General features: G+C 75.8%; 20 protein-coding genes and 1 pseudogene. 6 read left to right on the top strand and 15 right to left on the bottom strand.

The genetic code is table 11. The features are described 5' to 3' along the window. Positions 1 to 49: 49 nt before the first annotated feature. From menD to pdxR, 5 genes are all read right to left on the bottom strand, one after another. Positions 50 to 1,948, bottom strand: coding sequence for a 2-succinyl-5-enolpyruvyl-6-hydroxy-3-cyclohexene-1-carboxylic-acid synthase (gene menD / locus NFS20_RS19500; protein ID WP_251153465.1), 1,899 nt, complete (start codon positions 1,946 to 1,948; stop codon positions 50 to 52). After that, the gene (locus NFS20_RS19495) at positions 1,945 to 2,955 is read right to left on the bottom strand and encodes an o-succinylbenzoate synthase (RefSeq protein WP_251153464.1); all 1,011 of its coding nucleotides are present in this window, start codon (positions 2,953 to 2,955) and stop codon (positions 1,945 to 1,947) included. Before NFS20_RS19495 ends, menD begins: the two co-directional genes overlap by 4 nt. A gap of 113 nt (positions 2,956 to 3,068) precedes the next feature. After that, positions 3,069 to 3,707 carry a TetR/AcrR family transcriptional regulator gene (locus tag NFS20_RS19490; RefSeq protein ID WP_251153463.1) on the bottom strand — a complete coding sequence of 213 codons (639 nt, stop codon included), beginning with the start codon at positions 3,705 to 3,707 and terminating at the stop codon, positions 3,069 to 3,071. Beyond that, complete coding sequence (locus tag NFS20_RS19485) at positions 3,707 to 4,036, bottom strand: DMT family transporter (protein ID WP_251153462.1); 330 nt, start codon at positions 4,034 to 4,036, stop codon at positions 3,707 to 3,709. The genes NFS20_RS19490 and NFS20_RS19485 overlap by 1 nt, the downstream gene beginning before the upstream one ends. A 72-nt stretch (positions 4,037 to 4,108) precedes the next feature. Beyond that, positions 4,109 to 5,521: a MocR-like pyridoxine biosynthesis transcription factor PdxR gene (gene pdxR, locus NFS20_RS19480; protein WP_251153461.1), complete on the bottom strand. Its 1,413-nt coding sequence runs from the start codon at positions 5,519 to 5,521 to the stop codon at positions 4,109 to 4,111. 67 nt (positions 5,522 to 5,588) lie between these two features. Between pdxR and NFS20_RS19475 the strand changes: the two genes are divergently transcribed. Beyond that, on the top strand, positions 5,589 to 6,611 hold the full coding sequence (locus NFS20_RS19475; protein WP_251153460.1) for a DMT family transporter: 1,023 nt from the start codon (positions 5,589 to 5,591) through the stop codon (positions 6,609 to 6,611). Positions 6,612 to 6,703: 92 nt separating this feature from the next. Next, entirely contained in the window at positions 6,704 to 7,687 is a 984-nt protein-coding gene (locus NFS20_RS19470) for a 1,4-dihydroxy-2-naphthoyl-CoA synthase (RefSeq protein WP_251153594.1), read from the top strand. A gap of 44 nt (positions 7,688 to 7,731) precedes the next feature. On the opposite strand, the gene NFS20_RS19465 is transcribed toward NFS20_RS19470, so the two are convergent. Further along, on the bottom strand, positions 7,732 to 7,971 hold the full coding sequence (locus tag NFS20_RS19465) for a hypothetical protein (RefSeq protein ID WP_251153459.1): 240 nt from the start codon (positions 7,969 to 7,971) through the stop codon (positions 7,732 to 7,734). A 111-nt stretch (positions 7,972 to 8,082) separates the two neighbouring features. Further along, positions 8,083 to 9,114 carry a DUF3048 domain-containing protein gene (locus NFS20_RS19460; protein ID WP_251153458.1) on the bottom strand — a complete coding sequence of 344 codons (1,032 nt, stop codon included), beginning with the start codon at positions 9,112 to 9,114 and terminating at the stop codon, positions 8,083 to 8,085. A 188-nt stretch (positions 9,115 to 9,302) separates the two neighbouring features. Here NFS20_RS19460 and NFS20_RS19455 point away from each other — a divergent pair, with 188 nt between their 5' ends. Both NFS20_RS19455 and NFS20_RS19450 read left to right on the top strand, forming a co-directional pair. Next, the gene (locus tag NFS20_RS19455; protein WP_251153457.1) at positions 9,303 to 10,463 is read left to right on the top strand and encodes an AMP-binding protein; all 1,161 of its coding nucleotides are present in this window, start codon (positions 9,303 to 9,305) and stop codon (positions 10,461 to 10,463) included. A gap of 29 nt (positions 10,464 to 10,492) precedes the next feature. After that, on the top strand, positions 10,493 to 11,362 hold the full coding sequence (locus NFS20_RS19450) for a 1,4-dihydroxy-2-naphthoate polyprenyltransferase (protein ID WP_251153456.1): 870 nt from the start codon (positions 10,493 to 10,495) through the stop codon (positions 11,360 to 11,362). A 30-nt stretch (positions 11,363 to 11,392) separates the two neighbouring features. Here the strand turns inward: NFS20_RS19450 and NFS20_RS19445 are convergent, their stop codons facing one another. Beyond that, on the bottom strand, positions 11,393 to 11,692 hold the full coding sequence (locus NFS20_RS19445; protein ID WP_251153455.1) for a DUF4229 domain-containing protein: 300 nt from the start codon (positions 11,690 to 11,692) through the stop codon (positions 11,393 to 11,395). A gap of 31 nt (positions 11,693 to 11,723) precedes the next feature. Between NFS20_RS19445 and NFS20_RS19440 the strand changes: the two genes are divergently transcribed. Next, positions 11,724 to 12,284: a PLD nuclease N-terminal domain-containing protein gene (locus NFS20_RS19440; RefSeq protein ID WP_251153454.1), complete on the top strand. Its 561-nt coding sequence runs from the start codon at positions 11,724 to 11,726 to the stop codon at positions 12,282 to 12,284. Between the two features lie 91 nt (positions 12,285 to 12,375). Here the strand turns inward: NFS20_RS19440 and ccsB are convergent, their stop codons facing one another. From ccsB to NFS20_RS19410, 6 genes are all read right to left on the bottom strand, one after another. Continuing rightward, the gene (gene ccsB, locus NFS20_RS19435) at positions 12,376 to 13,455 is read right to left on the bottom strand and encodes a c-type cytochrome biogenesis protein CcsB (RefSeq protein WP_251153453.1); all 1,080 of its coding nucleotides are present in this window, start codon (positions 13,453 to 13,455) and stop codon (positions 12,376 to 12,378) included. Continuing rightward, positions 13,452 to 15,368 carry a cytochrome c biogenesis protein ResB gene (gene resB, locus NFS20_RS19430; RefSeq protein WP_251153452.1) on the bottom strand — a complete coding sequence of 639 codons (1,917 nt, stop codon included), beginning with the start codon at positions 15,366 to 15,368 and terminating at the stop codon, positions 13,452 to 13,454. Before resB ends, ccsB begins: the two co-directional genes overlap by 4 nt. Next, positions 15,368 to 16,147 (bottom strand): cytochrome c biogenesis CcdA family protein, encoded by a 780-nt coding sequence (locus tag NFS20_RS19425; RefSeq protein ID WP_251153593.1) that lies wholly within the window; start codon positions 16,145 to 16,147, stop codon positions 15,368 to 15,370. The genes resB and NFS20_RS19425 overlap by 1 nt, the downstream gene beginning before the upstream one ends. Positions 16,148 to 16,248: 101 nt before the next feature. Next, positions 16,249 to 16,878 (bottom strand): TlpA family protein disulfide reductase, encoded by a 630-nt coding sequence (locus NFS20_RS19420; RefSeq protein ID WP_251153451.1) that lies wholly within the window; start codon positions 16,876 to 16,878, stop codon positions 16,249 to 16,251. A 106-nt stretch (positions 16,879 to 16,984) separates the two neighbouring features. Further along, on the bottom strand, positions 16,985 to 17,656 hold the full coding sequence (locus NFS20_RS19415; protein WP_251153450.1) for a histidine phosphatase family protein: 672 nt from the start codon (positions 17,654 to 17,656) through the stop codon (positions 16,985 to 16,987). 46 nt (positions 17,657 to 17,702) lie between these two features. Continuing rightward, positions 17,703 to 18,206: a MarR family winged helix-turn-helix transcriptional regulator gene (locus NFS20_RS19410; RefSeq protein WP_251153449.1), complete on the bottom strand. Its 504-nt coding sequence runs from the start codon at positions 18,204 to 18,206 to the stop codon at positions 17,703 to 17,705. Positions 18,207 to 18,396: 190 nt separating this feature from the next. Between NFS20_RS19410 and NFS20_RS19405 the strand changes: the two genes are divergently transcribed. Next, the gene (locus NFS20_RS19405; RefSeq protein ID WP_251153448.1) at positions 18,397 to 18,948 is read left to right on the top strand and encodes a YceI family protein; all 552 of its coding nucleotides are present in this window, start codon (positions 18,397 to 18,399) and stop codon (positions 18,946 to 18,948) included. A gap of 146 nt (positions 18,949 to 19,094) precedes the next feature. Here NFS20_RS19405 and NFS20_RS19400 read toward each other — a convergent pair. After that, a pseudogene (locus tag NFS20_RS19400) lies at positions 19,095 to 19,727 on the bottom strand (redox-sensing transcriptional repressor Rex); the annotation flags it as partial. Positions 19,728 to 19,746: the final 19 nt, after the last annotated feature.

Here is a 19,746-nt window from a genome sequence, read left to right as displayed (position 1 = left end):
GGCCGACGCCACCTACGCGGTGCCCGCACCGAGGGGGCGCACGCACGCGTCAGCCCGCGAGCGCCTCCACGACGGCGGTGTCTACCGCCGCGGCGAGCGCTGCGGCGTCCGCCCGCCGGTCGGTCCGCGGAACCTGGATCTCGAGCACCTGCACCCCGTGGCTCGGCGCGGCGAGCGCGTGCCGCAGCGACGCGACGTCGGGCACGAGCTGGTGGTCCACGCCGTACCCGGAGCACAGGTGCGCGAGGTTCGCGCCGTGCGGCGTCGAGAAGACGCGCTCGAACGTCGCACCGGCGGCCGTCGACGACTCCCCCAGCGCGCCGGGCTCGAGCCCCGCGAAGATCGACCCGCCGTCGTCGTTGACGACCACGAGCTGCAGGTCGACGTGCGGCTCGTGCGGCCCGCGCAGGAGCCCGCCCACGTCGTGCAGGAAGGTCAGGTCGCCGAGCAGCGCCCGCGTCCGCCGTCCGCGCCGGGCCTCGGCGAGCGCGACGCCGAGCGCGGTCGAGACGGTGCCGTCGATCCCCGCGAGGCCGCGGTTCGCGACGACGCGCGGCGCGCCGCGTCCGGTGCGGGACACCGCATCGTGGGCGCGGTCGTCAGCGGCGTCCTCGGCGAGCGCGACGCCGAGCACGACGTCCAGGTCGCGCACCGGGTTGGACGACCCGACGACCAGCACGTCGTCGGCTCCGCACGCCTCCGCGACGGCGCGCGCGACGGCCGGGCCGGTCGGGCGGTCTCCGGTGGTCGCGGCGTCGACGACGCGCGCGGCCGCCCGGGCCGCGGCGCGCCACCGGGCCGGCCAGCGCCGGTCGGCCTCCTCGGCGTCGGCGGCCGCCGGTACCTCGGGCGCCGGCACGAGCCACTCCGGCGGGACGGCAGGGAGCACCGACCACGCGTTGCGTGCGGCGTCGGGCCACGGTGCACCTGCAGGCGCGACGACCGCGACGGACACGTCCTCGCGGCCGAGCAGCCGCTGGACCGGACGCGTGAGGGTGGGGCGGCCGAGCACGACGACCTCCTCGACGTCGTCCGCGAGCTCGGCCACGCCGAGCACGAGCGACGCCGCCGGCACGGCGTTCGGTCCTCCGACGGCACCCGACGACGGCTCGGCGAGCAGCGGCCAGCCGCGCGCTTCGGCGAGCTCGCGGGCGACCGCTCCGGCGCCGTCGCCCGCGACGACCACGGTCCTCCCGGTGGGCCACCCCTGCCGCGGACCGGACACCAGCGCCGGGACGACCCCTGTCCGGCGGACACCGGCCGTCGCGGGGTCGACGTCCGCCGCGCCGAGGGCGCTGACGGGGACGAGCGGCTCGCGGTACGCGAGGTCGAGGTGCACGGGACCGGGAGCGCCGGTGCGTGCGCCGGTCGCCGCGGCGAGGGCACGCGTCGCCACGGCGAGGAGGTCGCGCAGCTCGCCGTCCCGCCCGTCGGGCGCGGGCTGGTCGACGACGAGGCGCACCGCCGACCCGAAGATCCCCACCTGGTCGGTGGTCTGGTTGGCGCCCGTGCCGCGCAGCTCGTGCGGTCGGTCGGCGGTGAGGAGCACGAGGGGCACGCCCGCGTGGTGCGCCTCGAGCACCGCGGGGTGGAGGTTCGCCACCGCCGTTCCGGACGTCGTGACGACGGCGACCGGCCGTGGCATCGCGACCCCGCCCGCGGCCTCGACCGGCGCGCTCCCGCGCGCGAGGCCCAGCGCGAGGAACGCGGCCGACCGCTCGTCGACGCGCACGTGGAGCGTCAGGAGGCCGGCGTCCGCCGCCGCCGCGACCGCGTACGCGAGCGGCGCGGAGCGCGAGCCGGGCGCGAGCACGACGTCGCGCACGCCCTCGCGGACGAGCCGGGCCACGAGCGCGCACGCGGCGCGCACCGCGGGCGGCTGCTGCGCCCCGGCCGTCTCGCCCGGAGCGCCGCCCGTCACCGCGCCGCCCGTCACCGCGCCGCTCATCGCCGCGCCGCCGAGGCGGAGGCGCCCACGAGCGCGGAGACCCGGTCGAGCCGGTCGCGCCAGCGACGGTCGGTGTCGCCGTCGGGCGCGCACGCGGCGAGCCGGCCGGGCGCGGGCTCGGGGCGAGCGACGGGCAGCACGCCGTCGACCGGCAGGAGCGGGGAGTCGGTGACGTCGTCGGCGAGGAGCTGGACCGTCGCGAGACCGCACGCGTACGGCAGCTCGGGCAGTGCGGCCGCGAGCGCCACTCCCGCCGCGATCCCGACCGACGACTCGAGCGCGGACGACACCACCACGGGCACCCCGACCTGCGCGGCGAGCTCGAGGCACGCCCGCACACCGCCGAGCGGCTGCACCTTGAGCACGACCACGTCGGCCGCGTCGGCGCGGACCACCGCGAGCGGGTCCTCGGCGCGACGGACCGACTCGTCGGCGGCGACGGGCACCGCCCTGTCGCCCGGCTGCCCGCGACGGACGGCGGCGAGACCGGCGACGTCCGCGCACGGCTGCTCGACGTACTCGAGACCGCCCGCGGCGCGGTCGAGGTGCGGCAGGCGGCGCAGCGCGTCGTCGACGTCCCACGCGCCGTTCGCGTCGACGCGCACCCGGCCGCCGGGGCCGAGCGCGTCGCGCACGGCCTCGAGCCGCGCGACCTCGTCCGCGAGCGGTTCGAGGGCACCGTCCGGCCCGCGCTGGGCGACCTTCACCTTGGCGGTGCGGCACCCGCCGGACGCGGCGACGATCTCCCGCGCGCGCTCGGGCCCGACGGCCGGCACCGTGACGTTGACCGGGACGACGTCGCGCACCGGAGCGGGCCAGCCGTCGTCGGCGGCCTCGTGCGCGGCGCGCAGCCATGCGGCGGACTCGGCGTCGTCGTAGTCCCAGAACGGGGAGAACTCGCCCCACCCGGCGTCGCCCCGCAGGAGCACGCCGTCGCGTGCGTCGAGGCCGCGGAAGCGCGTGGTCAGGCGGGTGCGGTAGACGACGGCGGAGCGGGGGTCGGGCACGCCCCCAGGCTATGCCACCACCCGCCACGGCCCCCGTCGAGCGCGGCCCGGTCCCGGTCGGCCGGTCCCAGTCGGCCGGTCCCGGTCGCCGGGCCTGCGTACCGGGACGAGGTCTAGCTGCTCTGCCCGTCGTCGCCCAGCAGGTCGGCGACGAGCCGCACGGCGAGGCCACGCACGTCGCGGCCCTCGCTCAGCGCGCTCACCGCGGCGCCGTCGACGACGGCGACGAGGAGCCCGGGGCTCACCCGCTCCACGCCGAGCACCGTGAGGACGTGGGCGACGGCGGTGTCGAGCTGGTGCCGTCCCTCGGCGTACGCGTGCGCGAGGGCCGGGTACCTTCCCGCGCCGACGAGGTGCTCGTAGAACCCGCGCACCTCTGCCTCGCCGCCGGGCAGCAGGACGGAGTCGACGAGGGCCTCGGCGCCGGTGGTGGCCGCCCTCCGCCCGGACGAGGCCCGCCGGATGGCCCGCGCCGCGGCGTCGCGCGCGTGCTCGGCCCACCCGTCGACGATCATCCGCCCCGCGGCGCCGATGAGGTCGTCGAGACCGGTGAAGTAGTAGGTCGTCGCCGCCAGCGGGACCTGGGCGCGAGCGGCGACCGCACGGTGCGTCACGGCGGCGGGCCCCTCGCGCAGGATGAGGTCGGCGGCCGCCCGGACGATCGCGTCGCGGCGCGCGGTGCCACGCGCCTGTCGACGAGGTCCGGTGGGCGTGCCCTCGGGGGGCGCGAGCTCCCTCGACGTCTCGGGCATCAGTGGCCCCCACCGGACAGGTTGAGCCCGACCACCCCGGCGACGATCAGCACGAGGGAGATGACCTTGAGGACCGTGACGGGCTCGTCGAACAGGACGATGGCGAGGACCGCTGTCAGCGCGGCCCCGATCCCCACCCACACGCCGTAGGCGACGCCCACGGGCAGGGTCTTGAGGGCGTAGCTCAACCCGACCATGCTGAGCACGAGCAGCACGACGAACGAGACGCTCGGCCAGAGCTTGCTGAAGCCCTCCGACGCCTTGAGGCTCAGGGCCCAGCCGGCCTCGAGCATTCCGGACAGGATGAGGACGATCCATGCGAGCGCCATGAGGACTCTCCGTGGGTCGGCGCACCGGGTGGCAGATCCCGCCGTCGTGCGCTAAGTGGTACTAACGTACCACTACTTCGCCCGGACGGCTCGCACCACGGCGCCCACCTGGCCGTCCCGCACCCTGGCGGTGCCGACGACGACCCCGAACCGCTCGCCGGGCCTCGCGCCCGTCGCGCTCAGCGCCAGCGCCGGGACACCCGCCCCCGCGAGGACGCGGACGGCCTCCTCCTCGGCCCCGCGCGACCCGAGCTCCACCACCACGTGCAGCCCGGCGTCGACACCACGCACCCGGAGGCCCGGAGCCTGGGCGGCGAGCGCGTCGAGCAGGACCGCGCGACGGCGGCGGTAGATCGTGCGCACGCGGCGCAGGTGGCGACCGTAGGCGCCGCCGCGCAGGAGGTCCGCGAGCGCCGCCTGCTCGGGGACCGAGCAGCCGAGGTCGGCCCGCGTCTTCGCCTCGACGAGGGGCCCGACGAGCTGCGGCGGCGCCAGGACCCAGCCGAGGCGCAGCGCCGGCGAGAGCATCTTCGACACCGAGCCGAGGAGCACGACCCGGTCGGGGTCCATCGCCTGGAGGGCGGCGACAGGGCGCCGGTCGTACCGGAGCTCGGCGTCGTAGTCGTCCTCGAGCACGTACCGGTCGCCCGCCCCCGCCCAGGCGAGGACCTCCCGCCGCCGGTCCGGCGCCAGCACGACGCCGAGCGGGAACTGGTGCGCCGGCGTGACGAGCACCGCGCTCGCGTCGGGGAGCAGGTCGGTGCGGAGGCCGTCGTCGTCGACCGGGACGGGGTCGACGCCGAGCCCCGCCGCGAGGAGCAGGTCGACGGCTCCGGGTGACGAGGGGTCCTCGACCGCGACGCGCGGAGGCGCCGACGTCCCGGCGCCCCGCGCCGCGAGCAGGCCGGCGAGCAGCGTGAGGCCCTGGGCCACGCCGCTCACCACGACGACGTCGCGCGCCCGGGCCTGCGCGCCCCGCGCCTGCCGGAGGTGGTCCGCGAGCGCCTCCCGCAGCGCGGGGAGCCCCTGTGGGTCCGGGTAGCCGAGGTCCGAGTCCGGGAGGCCTGCCGTCGCGGACCGCACCGCGCGCGACCAGGCCGTGCGCGGGAAGAGCGCCGGGTCGGGCGTCCCGACGCTCGGCGCACGGGCAGGGCGAGGCGCGGGGACGGGGTCGCTCGCCATGCTCGCCGACGCCGCGGACGGGCCGCGGAGAGCCGCCACCGCGACCCCGGCACGAGGTCTGCTGACGAGCAGCCCGTCGCCCACGAGCAGGTCGAGCGCCGTGGTGACCGTCCCGCGCGCGACGCCGAGCGCCGTCGCGGTGTCCCGGCTCGAGGGCAGCACGGCACCGGCGCTCAGCCGCCCGTCGACGATCGCGGTCCTCAGCCCGTCCTCGATCCACCGTCCGACGGCACCGTCGGGTCGCGGCCCCAGCAGGAGGAGCAGCGCGTCGGGTTCCAGCCGGTGCTGAGCGAGATCCGTCATCTGGACCAGTGAACCAGAATCGATCTGGCCCTGTCCGCATGGACCAGACCTTTTCTACCGTCGCAGGGTGACCACGTCCACCGCCCGCCCGGCCCCGCCGGCGTCCCGCGTCCTCCCGCCGTCCGGCGTCGCCGGCGACGGCCTGTCCGTCGCGCGGGCCTCGATCCTCTGCGCGGCGGGCATGCTCGTCGTCGGCGCGTCGTTCGTGGCGTCGGCCGCCCTCGCCGACTACCCGCTGCTCGGCGGGCAGGCGGTGCGCTACGCGGTGGGCGCCCTCGTCCTCGTCGGCGTCCTCGCCTGGCGCCGGGTCCCGTGGGTCCGGCCGACCGCGCGGCAGACGGGACGGCTCGTGGCGCTCTCCGCGACCGGGCTCGTCGCCTTCAGCGTCCTCGTCGTGCGCGGCGCCGACCGTGCCGACCCGTCGCTCATCGGCGCCGTCGTCGGGGCGACACCCGTGGTCCTCGCCGTCGCAGCGGCGCTCCGCGAGCGGCGTGTCGATGCCCGCACCGGGCTCGCGGCCCTCGCCGTGACCGGCGGGGTCGTGCTCGTCGAAGGTCCCGGTGCGGTCGACCTCGTCGGGCTCGGGCTCGCCCTCGGCGCGCTCGCGTGCGAGGTCTGCTTCTCGCTCCTCGCGCTGCCGCTGCTGTCGACCCTCGGCCCGCTGCGGGTCTCCGCCTGGGCGTGCGGGCTCGCCGTCCCGCAGCTCGCGCTGGGCGGCCTGCTGCTCCCCGGGCCGTTCCTCGCGGTGCCGACCGCGACGGAGACCGCCGCGCTCGCCTACCTGGCCGTCGTCGTCACGGCCGTCGCCTTCCTCCTGTGGTACTCGGGGCTCGCGAGACTGGGGGCTGCGCGCGCGGGCCTCTTCGCCGGGCTCATGCCGGTCGCAGCCCTCGCAGCCTCCGTCGCGCTCGGCGTCGAGAGCGCGACCTGGCACGCCGTCGCGGGGGTGCTCGCCGTCGGCGCCGGGCTCGCGCTGGGACTCGCCCCGCGCCGTCACGCGCCACGCGGGCCGGCACCCGAGCCGGCACCTCGGTCGGCACCTCAGCCGGCACCCGAGCCGGCGGTCGACCGGCTACCGTGGCGCTCGTGAGCAGCCCGAGCAGCCCGAGCAGTCCTGACGACACCGCACCCGCCGTCGGCCCCGACGCGGCGACCGCCGGAGGGACCCCTCCGCCCCGCCAGGTGTCCGAGACCTTCGACCAGCTCGCCTGGCGCGAGGTCGCCGGATTCGAAGGACTGACGGACATCACCTACCACCGCGGGGTCGAGCGGGGCTCTGCCGGTGCCGACGGCGCGCCCGGCGAGGTGCTGCGCGACCTGCCCGTCGTGCGCGTCGCGTTCGACCGCCCCGAGGTGCGCAACGCGTTCCGCCCGCACACCGTCGACGAGCTCTACCGCGTCCTCGACCACGCGCGCATGACGTCCGACGTCGGGACCGTCCTGCTCACGGGGAACGGCCCGTCGCCCAAGGACGGTGGCTGGGCGTTCTGCTCGGGCGGCGACCAGCGCATCCGCGGCCGGTCCGGCTACCAGTACACGACCGCCGTCGAGAACCCTGCCGGCGACGGCGCGCAGTTGGGCGAGACCGCGGACCACGTCGACCCCGCCCGCGCCGGCCGGCTGCACATCCTCGAGGTGCAGCGCCTGATCCGCACGATGCCCAAGGTCGTCGTCGCGGTCGTCAACGGCTGGGCGGCGGGCGGCGGCCACTCGCTCCACGTCGTCGCGGACCTGTCGATCGCGAGCCGCGAGCACGCGCGGTTCAAGCAGACCGACGCGAACGTCGGCTCGTTCGACGGCGGGTACGGGTCGGCCTACCTCGCGCGGCAGGTCGGGCAGAAGCGGGCGCGGGAGATCTTCTTCCTCGCGCGTGAGTACTCGGCGCAGGACGCCTACGAGTGGGGCGCGGTGAACGAGGTCGCCGACCACGCGGACCTCGAGGCGCTCGCCCTGGAGTACGCGCGGACGATCGCGACGAAGTCGCCGCAGGCGGTCCGCATGCTGAAGTTCGCGTTCAACCTCGCGGACGACGGGCTCATGGGCCAGCAGGTGTTCGCGGGCGAGGCCACGCGCCTCGCCTACATGACGGACGAGGCCGTCGAGGGCCGCGACGCGTTCCTCGAGCGCCGGGACCCGGACTGGGGCCGGTTCGGCTACGCCTTCTGACGCGACGGGCGGCCACGCCCCGCGCGGGGGTCACGGCCGCGCGGTCACTGGCCGAGCATGCCCGTGAGCATCTCGATGATGCCGCGGCCGACGAACGCGGCGGCGACGGCGAGCCCGAAGAGCAGGCCGACGGAGACGACGACGGGGACGGCCGAGCGCGCGGCGCCGGGCTCGTCGCGCTGCGGACGCGGGGCGAACGACGGCGGGGCCGGGGGCACGGAGGGGCCTTCACCGGAGGTGCGGGCCGACGACGGGGGGACGGGGTTCGGGACGACGGTTGCCATGTCTCCACGGTGCCGTCCCGGGTCGCCCGGGCGCGTCGGCCCGGCGGAGGCTCCTGGTCGGCGCCCGCTCCTCCCGCGGGGGGAGCGGTCGTCCGCCCGAAGGAGGACGGGTCAGCCGATCGTCCAGCTCCCGCTGCCGGTCGGCACGAGCTCGATCCAGGTCGTGCCGGGCTCGAGCCGGACGGGCGCGCCGTCGGCGCCGGTGAGGACGAGCGGCGCGTCGACGGCCTCCTTCGACCAGGTCGCCGCGACGTGCTTGCCGCCGCTCGCGACGACGGCGTCCCCCGACCCGACGAGCTGGGTCTCCGGGACCGGCGCCCCCGCGGGATCCGTGAACGGCGTGTTCACCATCGTCGCGGAGACCAGCACGACGTTCGTCGCGGCGAGGCGTGCGTCGTCGGCCGAGACGGCGGGCTCGTCGCCCTCGCTCCGCACGTACGCGCCCTGGTCGCCCGCCCAGTCCCACACCGCCCGGCTCGCGAACGTCAGGTCGACGTCCAGCCGTGCGGCCGGGGTGCCCGAGACCGTCGCCGTGCCCCGACCGGGCTCGCGCGCGTGGACGAGCTGCGCCGGCGGCGGCGACGTGCGCTCGTCGTCGGCCTGCTCCCAGAAGTCCGCGAGCCGCCCGTAGACGTTGTGCGGGGCCCGGCGGGCCCGGGTCGTCTCGAAGCCGTCGTCGCCGTGGTCCATGACGACGGACTGGACGCCCGCCGCTCCCACCGCATCCACGAACGGCTCCTGCCCGCCCGTGTAGGCGAGGACGCCGTGCAGCGGCGCGACGATCGCAGGGTCCATGGGACGTACCGAGCGCACCGGTCCGACGAGCTCGGGAGCCTGCGAGTGGTAGACCGCGACGAACCGCGTGATCCCGCCCTCGACGACCTCCTCCCAGACGACGTCGGCGGACTCGAGGCCGGTCTGGGGGCGCGCCTGAGGCGCGTTCTCGATCTTCACGGCGAGGGCCGGACGCGCCGCGACCTCCTCGACGGCGACGCCCGTGAGCGGCCACACGACGGGCACCACGGGGTCGGGCGGGCCGCCCTTCGCGACCGAGCTGTCCGCCTCGACGGTCTCCGTGACCGGCGCCGCGGGCTCGCCGCCCCCGCACGCCGCGAGCGTCACGGCCGTCGCGAGCGCGAGCACGCCACCGACGGCGCGGCGGCCGCGCGGTGCTCGTGGCCCGCGTCGCCCGTGTGGTCCTCCAGCGAGCATCCTCACCGTCGCCCCTCCCGTCGCTCGCCGGACCCCCTCGTCCGTCGCCCGTGACCGTCGCTCCCGCGCGTCCCCTGGCTGGTTCCCGGACACCCTACGTCCCGACCTACGCTGATCGGGTGACCCGCGCCGTCGTCCCCGCAGACCTGGCCGAGCTCGTCCGGGCCGTGGGAGCGGCGCTCGACGGCGACGGCCCGCCCGTCGCGCCCGTCCCGGTGCTCGCGGACGCCGACCCCGGCGACGCGGCGCTCGTGCTGCGCACCTCGGGATCGACGGGCTCTGCGCGGGAGGTCGCGCTGTCGGCGAGCGCGCTGCGCGCCTCGGGCGAGGCGACGCACTCGCGCCTCGGCGGTCCGGGCCACTGGCTGCTCACCCTGCCCGCCACGCACGTCGCGGGGGTCCAGGTCGTCGCCCGCGCGCACGCGGGCCACGGGCTGACCGCAGCGCCCGCCGGCGAGCCGTTCACGGCCGACGGCTTCGCCGCGCTCGTCCGTCGCGCACAGCACGACGGGCGGCGCTACGCCTCCCTGGTCCCCACGCAGCTCCACCGCCTGGTCGTGGCGGCCGAGTCCGGCGCCGACGGCGGCGCGCGCGGGCTCGACGCCCTGTGCTCGCTCGACGCCGTCCTGCTCGGCGGTGCCACGACCCCGACCGCGCTGCTCCACCGCGCCCGCGCCGCCGGGGCCCGCGTCGTGACGACCTACGGCATGACCGAGACGTGCGGCGGCTGCGTCTACGACGGCGTCCCGCTCCCGGGCGTGCGCGTGCGCCTCGCGCGGGGGTCTGGCGTCGTCGAGCTCTCGGGACCGGTCCTCGCGGAGGGCTACCTCGGCGACGACGCGGCGACGGCGGCGGCGTTCCGCACCGACGCCGACGGGTCGCGGTGGTTCGGCACGAGCGACCTCGGCCGGATCACCGACGACGACCCGCCCCGCCTGACGGTCCTCGGACGCGCCGACGACGTCGTCGTCACGGGCGGCGTCAACGTCGCCCCGGCCGCCGTGGAGGACGTGGTCGCGGGCGTCGAGGGCGTCGGCGAGGTGTGCGTCGTCGGCGTTCCCGACCCCGAGTGGGGGCAGGCGGTCGTCGCCGTCGTGACGCTGCAGGGCCAGGCATCGTCCGAGCTGTCCGGCGCGATCCGGCGCCGCGTCGCGGATAGGCTGGGACGGGCCGCTGCACCGCGCCGCGTCCTCGTCGTGACGGACCTGCCTCGACGAGGCCCCGGCAAGGTGGACCGGGCCGCGGTGGCGCGGCTCGCCGTCGGGCACGACGGCGCCTGAGCACGAGCCGCACGACCGATCGGAGCACCATGGCCAGTCCCGCCGAGTGGGTCGCGGGCGCACGCCTGCGCACCCTCCCCGCCGCCGCGACCCCCGTGATCGTCGGCTCGGGCGCCGCGGCACAGGTCGACGGGTTCGCGTTCTGGCCCGCCCTGCTCGCGCTCGGCGTCGCGCTCGCCCTCCAGGTCGGCGTCAACTACGCGAACGACTACTCGGACGGGATCCGCGGGACGGACGTCGAGCGGGTCGGACCGATGCGCCTCACCGCGACCGGGGCGGCGCGAGCGAGCGAGGTGCGCGCCGCGGCGTTCGGCGCGTTCGGGCTCGCCGCCGTGCTCGGCCTCCTGCTCTGCACGGTCTCGGGGCACTGGTGGCTCCTCGCGGTGGGCGCCCTCGCGATCCTCGCCGCCTGGTACTACACCGGCGGACGCAACCCCTACGGGTACCGCGGGCTCGGCGAGGTCGGCGTGTTCGTCTTCTTCGGCCTCGTGGCCACGCTCGGCACGACGTACACCCAGGCGGACGTCGTGACGTGGCCGTCCCTCGTCGGGGCGGTCGCCGTGGGCCTGCTCGCGTGCGCGCTCCTCATGGTGAACAACCTGCGCGACATCCCCACCGACGTCGTCGCGGGCAAGCGCACGCTGGCCGTCCGCCTCGGGGACTGGCGCGCGCGGCGCGTGTTCGTGCTCATGATCTGGGTGCCGCTGCTGCTCGCGGTCGTGTGCTCGTTCGCCTCGGCGTGGACGCTGCTGACCCTCGTGCTGCTCCTGCCGGCGGTCCTGCTCACGCTGCCCGTGATCGCCGGCGCGCGCGGCCCGCTGCTCGTGCCGGTCCTCGCGGGGACGGGCCTGTTCGAGCTCGCGTACGGGATCCTGCTCGGGGTCGGTCTCGCGCTGTAGCGACAGGCCCGACCTGCGACGAAGGACCCGTCAGCGGGTCGGGTGCGCCTCGGGTCCGTCCGCGGCGTCGACCGCGGCGTCCTCCACCGCGGCGTCGTCCTCGATCTCGCGCGAGAACCGCTCCCCCGTGCGCGCACGACGCTCGGCCCGCTCGGCGAGATAGCGCGACGCCGCCTCGCGGGGCCGGTTCAGCGTCAGGTAGGACAGCATGAGCGCGACGACGGCCGCGACGAGCACGAGCAGCCAGCCGCGCATCCCGGCGAGCCAGAGCGCGCCGAGAGCCGCTGCGAAGAGCAGGAGGCGCAGGACGGAGTAGACGAGGACGGGCACTCCTCCAGGGTACGGCCCGTAGGCTGGAGGCATGCTTCGCGTGCTGCTGCCCCTCATCGCCGTCGGTCTCGCGGTCTACGCGCTCGTCGACCTCGCCTCGAGCGACGAGGAGGACCGGGGCGGGATCCCCAAGGGGCTGTGGGTCGTGCTCATCGTCCTGCTGCCGTTCGTGGGGCCGATCGCCTGGATCCTCGTCAAGCGGTCGCAGCGCTCCGCCCCCCGCTACGGCGGGAGCGGGCGCCCCGGGAGCGGGTCGACGCCGCCCGCGCGACGCCGGCGCAACGTGCCGCTCGCGCCGGACGACGACCCGGAGTTCCTCTGGCGCCTCGAGCAGCAGCAGCGTCGTCAGGGCAACGACACGTCGGCGCCCGGGACCTCCGGCACCACCGACCGCCCGGACCGCCCCGCAGCCGACGACGCCCCGGCCTACGGCACGGGCCCGACACCGGGAACCGAACCGACACCGAGAACCGACCCGGGCTCGAGCGGCCCGGACCACGGCCTGCACGACGACGCCGCGGACCCGGAGCGGGACGAGGACACCGGCCAGAGCGGTACCGGACCCGAGCGCGACGGACCGGGCAGCCGCTGAGACCACGCGCACTCCCGCCGAGACGTGAGCGTCCGCCCCTGGATCGGCCGATCCGGGGGCGGACGCTCATCTCTCGGCGCGAGGGAGGGCGTCAGTCGCCCGGGTTGAGGCCCGAGTACGAGTGCTTCCCGCTGAACAGCAGGTTCACGCCGGTGAAGTTGAACAGGACGCACGCGTAGCCCACGACCACGAAGTAGGCGGCACGACGGCCGGACCAGCCGCGCGTCGTCCGGGCGTGCAGGTAGGCCGCGTAGACGACCCAGACGACGAAGCTCCAGACCTCCTTGGGGTCCCAGCCCCAGTAGCGGCCCCAGGCGTGCTCGGCCCAGATCGCGCCGCCGATGATCGTGAAGGTCCACAGGACGAACGCGACGGCGTTGAGGCGGAAGCTCAGCGCCTCGAGCTGCGTCGGCGTGGGCGTCGAGTCGAGCCAGCGCCAGCCGCGGCGGCCGAGGATCGCGCTCCCCTCGTCGCGCGAGTCGCGCAGGAGCTGCAGGACCGACGTGACGAACGCGACGGTGAAGATGCCCGTCGCGATGATCGCGACGCCCACGTGGATGACGAGCCAGTACGACTGGAGCGCCGGCTGCACGCCCGTGGCGACGACGAAGAACGCGTTCTGCGCGAGGACGAGGAAGAGCACCGCGAGCCCGGTGACGAACGAGCCGAGGAACCGCACGTCCCGCTTGAGCGAGACGACGAGGAACACGGCGAGCGCCACGAAGCTGCCCACGAGCGTGAACTCGTACATGTTGGCCCACGGCGTGCGACCGGCCGCGATGCCGCGCGTGACGATGGCCGCCAGCAGGAGCGCCGTGCCGAGCCACGTCAGCGAGATGCCGATGTTCGCGGCCTTGCGCGAGACCGGCGCCGGCCCGTCGACCGCGCCGCCACCCGCAGTGGCCTCGGCGCGCGGCACGTCGTCGCCGTCGTCGCCCGGCCCGTACGGCGAGGCGGCCGCGGCCCCACCGGTCGCGGCGAGAGCCTCGGCGCGCTCCGGCGCCGTCGCGGCGTCGCGGCGCCGGACCTGTTCGGCCGCCCGCTCGTCGGTGCGCTCGTCGTCGCGGCGTCCCGCGAGGCGCGACAGGTCGATCGCGAACGCCACGAGCGCGACGGTCAGCGCGGTCGCCGCCGCCCACACGAGGTCCTGGCTCAGCTCGGCCACGGTCATCGGTCAGCCTTTCGTGCGCGGCCCGTGCCGCGCGCGGTCGATCCGGTCCCCCGGGCGTCGGAGGACGAGGTCCCGCGCGAGCGCGCCGGACCGGAGGTGAGGTCGCCCTCACCCGATGGTGCCACGCCCGGGAGCGCGGCGAGAAGCGAGTCCACCTCGCCCTGGAGCCCGGCGTCGTCGCCGCGCGCGAGCCCGGCGACCCGGACGACGGTCCGCCCGCGGGGCACGCCCGGGACCGTCCCGGTCGCGTCGTCCGCCGCCTCGGGCTCCGGCTCGCGCCACGCGCGCACCCACACGCGGCGGCGCGGCGTGAACAGCGAGACCGCGAGGCCGCCCAGCGCGCCGAGCGCGAAGACGAGCACCCACGTGAGCGACGGGTCGTGACGCAGGTCGAGCGCGACGTAGCGCGGCAGCGACTCGAACGTGATCGTGCCCAGGCCGTCGGGAAGCTCGACCGTCTCGCCCGGGGCGACCAGCACCTTGACGCGCTCGCCGTCCTCGTCGACGGACGGCTCGAGGTCCTCGGTGTCGAGGCGGTACACGTTCTGCGGCAGACCCTCGTCGAGGCCCAGGTCGCCGCGGTACACCTCGAGCACGAGGAGCGGGTTGATCGGCTGCGGGTAGACCGAGCTCGCCGTCGTGCCGTCCGCGCTGAGCTCCGCCGTCGGCAGGAACGAGCCGACGAGCCCGACCTGGTCGAGCCCGGGCGAGACGTCCGGCACCTTGATCACGCCGCGCGACGTGTACATCGTGTCCTCGGGCAGGAAGGGCACGCGGCCGGCGAACGCGACCTCGCCGTCGGCGTCGCGCACGGTCACCTCGGGCGCGTACCCGTTGCCCTGGAGGTAGATCTTCGCCCCGCCCGCGGTGAGCGGGTGGTTGACCTTGATGGTCTCCTCGTGGCTCGCGCCGTCCGGGTCGCGCACCGTCACGAACGCCGTGAAGTCGCGCGACTGCGCGAACGCGACGGCGTCCGCGGCGAACTCGGCCTCGAACCGGTCGAGCGTCATCGAGAACGGCACGAGCGACGACGGCCGGAACCACGCGCCGTTCTCGAACGTGTCGTAGTCCACGACGGCGTTCGCGAAGCCGCGGTCCTCCGTGACGATCGCCTGCCCCCGGTAGTGCAGGAGTTGGCCGAGGGCGACGGCGACGAGCAGCCCGAGGAGCGACAGGTGGAAGACGAGGTTGCCCGTCTCGCGCACGTAGCCGCGCTCCGCGGCCACGGTCCGCGCGGCCGGCCGCGCCGCCCGCTTCCCGACGGCGGGGGCCGCCTCCTCCGTGCCCGTCTCGACGCGGAACGTCGGCAGCCACCGCACGCGGCCGCGCAGGTGCGTCTGCGCCGCGGCCACGACCTCGTCGGGCGACGCGTCGGTCGTGACGTCCCCCTGCGCGGGGAACCGGTCGAACCGGCGCGGCGTGCGCGGCGGGCGGCTGCGCAGCGCCTGCAGGTGCGCCTTCGTGCGCGGGAGGATGCAGCCCACGAGCGAGACGAACAGCAGGATGTAGATCGCGGAGAACCAGACGGACGCGTAGACGTCGAAGAACCCGAGGCGGTCGAGCCACTCCCCCGTCGTCGGGTTGTCCTGGAGGTAGCGCAGCACCGCGGCGGGGTCCTGCGGGCGCTGCGGCAGCACCGACCCGGGCACCGCCGCGACCGCGAGCAGCATGAGGAGCATGAGCGCGACGCGCATGCTCGTGAGTTGGCGCCACGTCCAGCGCAGCGTCCCGACGAGCCCGAGCCTCGGCACGCTCGGGCCTGCCGACCCTGCTGACCCGTCCGTCCCCGCTGCGTCCTGCCCGTCGGCGGGCCGCGTCGAGGCTGCCTCCGGGCCACCCTCGGCGAACGCGTCGTCGATGCCCTCCGGGCGATACCTCGGTGCCGACCTCGGCTCGGTCTTCTCGTCGCTCATCACACCACCGTCACGAATCCGCCGATCCAGCCCTGCAGCGCCCCGGTCAGCGTGCCCCACAGGCCCGTGACGAGCGCGAGGCCGATGAGCACGAGGAGCGCACCGCCGACGCGCATGACCGCGAGGCGGTGGCGGCGCAGGAAGCCCAGCATCCGCTGCGAGCTCTGCAGGCCGAGCGCGATGAGCAGGAACGGCACGCCGAGCCCGACGCAGTACGCGACCCCGAGGACCGCGCCGCGGCCCGCCGACGCCTCGCTGAGCGACAGCGCCTGGACGGCGACGAGCGTCGGGCCGAGGCACGGCGTCCAGCCCAGGCCGAACACGATGCCGAGGAGCGGCGCACCCCACAGCCCTGCCTGCGGGCTGAGGTGCAGGCGGCGCTCGCGCTGCAGGAAGGGGACGGCGCCCAGGAACGCGAAGCCCATGAGGATCACGACGACGCCGAGCACGCGGGTGATGACGTCCTCCCAGCGGACGAGGTGCACGCCGACCGCTCCCGCCGCGAACATCAGCGCGACGAACACGAGCGTGAACCCGGCGACGAACAGGCCGACGCCGGCCAGGACGCGGCCACGGCTGGGGGCGGCGACGGCGACCTGCGGGCGGGCCGTCGTCGTGCCGCCGCCGGCGCGCGACGTCCGGGCCGTGCGACCGGACCCGGCGTTCGCGGCGGCCATACCGCTGACGTAGCCGACGTAGCCGGGAACGAGCGGGAGCACGCACGGGGAGGCGAACGAGACCAGCCCGGCAAGGACCGCGACCGGGATCGCGAGGAGCATCGACCCGCTGAAGACGGTGGTCGCGAACGTGTCGCCGACGTCGGCGGCGAGCGCCGTGCCGAGAGGCACGGCCGGCGCGAGCGACGAGAGCGGGGACACGGTCAGCCGGCCGCCTCGCCCGTGGACGCGACAGGGTCCTCGGCGAGCACGTCGTCGACGAGCGCGCCGAGGGTCGTGCCCTCGACGAGGCCGATGACGCGCGCGGCGACCCGCCCCTCGCGGTCGAGCACGACGGTGGACGGCACGGCCTGCAGCGGCACCGTGCCCGAGAGCGCGGCGACGACCTCGCCGCTGCGGTCGTCGATCGAGGGGTACGGCACCTCGAACGTGCGCTGGAACGCCTGGGCGGCCCCCGCCTCGTCCGTCGTGTTGATCCCGACGACGCGGACGCCGTCGGCCTCGTGCTCGTTCGCGAGCTCCACGAGGTCCGGGGCCTCGGCGCGGCACGGCGCGCACGCCGCGTACCAGGTGTTGAGGACCACGACGTCGCCCAGCCACGTGCTCGTGTCGACCGTCCCGCCCTCGTAGTCCGTGCCTGTGAGGGAGACCGGCTCGCCACGGTCGTCGGTGTCCCAGGTCCGGACGGACCCGTCGCCGGAGACGTAGCCCTGGCCCACGACGTCGGTCGTCGCGCCGGACTCCTGGGCGCACCCGGACAGGGTGACGGAAGCGACGAGGGCGACCCCGGCCGCTGCGAGGGCGCGCGCGCGGGCGCGAGCACGGGCGGTCACGACGGCATCACGGGTCGAACACTCGCGCCCCAACCTGAGCGGGCGCTGAGAGATCGCCCGGCGAACCGGGCAGAACGGGCGTCCACGGGCTGCGACATGACGGACGTCACGCCCCGGCGACCTGGGAGGCCCCCGGGAGGAGGTCCGCGACGGGCTCGGAGTAGTGGATCCCCACGAGGCGGTCGTCCTCGAACGTGAGCGACGTGAGCGACGCGAGCGCGCACTGGCGCTTGCGCGGGTCGTGCCACAGCCGGCGGTTCTCGAAGCTGAGGCGCGTGAGCCAGACCGGCAGCTGGTGGCTCACGAGGAGGGCCTCGTGGCCGGCGGCCTTGTCGCGCGCGTCCGCGACCGCGGCGCGCATGCGCGCGACCTGCTCGACGTACGGCTCGCCCCACGACGGCCGCAGGGGGTTCCAGAGGTACCGCCAGTGCTGGGGGTGGCGCAGCGAGCCGTCGCCGACGCCGAACGTCATGCCCTCGAAGTGGTTCGCGGCCTCGATGAGCCGGTCGTCCGTCCCGAGCTCGACGCCGAACGCCTCCGCCGCGGGCGTCGCCGTCTCCTGGGCCCGCTGGAGCGGGGACGCGACGACGACGGTGACGTCGGCGCGCGGCCGGGACGCGCCGTCGGGCCCGGGCTCGCCCGCGAGGTGCGTGGCGACGCGCCGGGCCATCTCGTGCCCACGCTCGGACAGGTGGTAGCCGGCGATGCGGCCGTACAGGACGCCGTCGGGGTTGTGGACCTCGCCGTGACGCAGCAGGTGGACGGTTGTGGAGACCATGGGTCCAGTATCGGCGACGCCCGGCCCTGTGCGTCTCAGCCGGGCCTCAGTCGTCGTCGTCCGCCTTGCAGGCCTCGGCGACCGACGCCATCGCCTCTCCGAGCGCGCGGAACTGCTCGGGCGTCAGCACGTCCACCATGTACCGGCGCACGGCGGCGACGTGCGCGGGCGCGGCGGCCACGAGCGCGTCGTAGCCCTCGGGCGTCATCGCGCAGTTCACCCCCCGCCGGTCGCCGACGCTCGCCGACCGGCGCACGAGACCGCGCGCCTCCATGCGGGCGACGGTGTGGGTCACGCGGCTCCTGGAGCGCGCGAGGCCGTCGGCGAGCGCGGACATGCGCAGCGTGTGCTCGGGGCTCTCCGAGAGCCGGACGAGGAGCTCGTACTCGTTGAGCGAGACCGTGGACCGCTCCTCGTGGTCGCGGCTCAGCGCCTCGATGAAGCGCACCGTGCCGTCGAGGTAGGCGCGCCACTGCCTCTGCTGCTCGGCGTCGAGCCAGCGCGGCTCGAGCCGGGTCGCGGCGGCGCTGGAGACGTTCTGGCTGCTCATGCGGTCCTCGGGTTGTGCATCCGGTCCTCGGGTTGGGTCGGTGGGGCGTCGGGACGATTCTTCCATCCACCGGGAATAGACCGTGCAGGGGGTCGCGTTGATACGTGCGACTGTGGTTGAATCTTCAACCAATGGACTTCTCGCGGGACCACCGCGAGCCACCGCACGACACCGATCTGAAGGAGCCACCATGGCCACGCCGCTGCCCACCGGCCTCACCGCCGGCACCTACGCCATCGACGCCTCGCACTCGCAGGCCGCGTTCACCGTCCGCCACGCCGGCATCTCGAAGGTGCGCGGCACCCTCGCGATCACCGGCGGGACGATCGCGGTCGGCGACGACCTCGACTCCTCGGCGGTCTCCGCCGAGCTCGACGCCGCGTCGGTGAGCACCGGCGACGCGAACCGCGACAACCACCTTCGCAGCGCCGACTTCTGGGACGCGGAGAGCAAGCCGACGTGGACCTTCGCGTCGCGCAGCATCCAGGGCGACGGCGACGACTACGTCATCACCGGTGACCTCACCATCAACGGCGTGACCAAGCCGGTCGAGCTCGAGGCCGAGTTCGCGGGCACCGCGACCGACCCGTTCGGCAACGCGCGCGCCGGCTTCGAGGCGAAGACGGAGATCTCCCGCAAGGAGTTCGACCTCACCTGGAACGCCGCGCTCGAGACCGGCGGAGTGCTCGTCGGCGACAAGATCAAGATCACGCTCGACGTCTCGGCCATCAAGCAGGCCTGACCCGACCGACCGCCGCTGCCGGCCCGCCCCCGCCCGGCCGGCAGCGGTTCGGCCGCCCCGGGGCGGCGCGAGAGCCGCGTGCTCCCCGCACGCGGCCTCTCGTCATGGCGGAGCCAGGTCCGGGGACGCCGTCGGCGGTCGGCCGCTGCGAGCGCGCGCGCCTGGGAGTGGAACGCGAGGATCTGCAGCTCGCTGCCCACGTCCACCCCGCGCACGTCGACGTCCGCCGGCACCTGCAGCGCGCGCGGCGCGAAGTTGAGGATCTCCTTGACGCCCGCGGCGACGACGCGGTCCGTCACGGCCTGCGCGTGCGCGGCCGGCGTGGCGAGGACGACAATCGTCACGTGCTCCCGGGCCACCACGTCCTCGAGGGCGTCCACGTGCTCGACGACGATCCCCGCCGCACGCGTGCCCACCACCTCGGGCGAGGCGTCCAGCAGGGCCGCGACGTGGAAACCACGCTGCTCGTAGCCCGAGTAGTTCGCGAGCGCGTGCCCGAGGTTGCCGATCCCGACGATGGCGATCCGGTGCTCGTCGACGAGCCCCAGCGCCTCGGTGATGTACTGCGCGAGCGAGTCGACGTCGTAGCCCACGCCGCGCGTGCCGAACGAGCCGAGGAACGACAGGTCCTTGCGCAGCTGCGCCGGACCCACGCCCGACAGCTCCGCGAGCTCGACCGACGACGTCGTCGTCACCCCGCGTGCGACGAGGTCGCGCAGCGCACGCAGGTAGGAGGGGAGCCGCGCCACCGTGGCGCTCGGGATCCCCGGGACCGTCACCTCACCGACAAACTGCTCA

The sequence above is a fragment of the Cellulosimicrobium sp. Marseille-Q4280 genome (assembly GCF_943181405.1).
Classification (GTDB): domain Bacteria; phylum Actinomycetota; class Actinomycetes; order Actinomycetales; family Cellulomonadaceae; genus Cellulosimicrobium.
The sequence above is the reverse complement of the archived record's forward strand: the minus strand, read 5'-3'. Positions and strand labels throughout refer to the sequence as shown.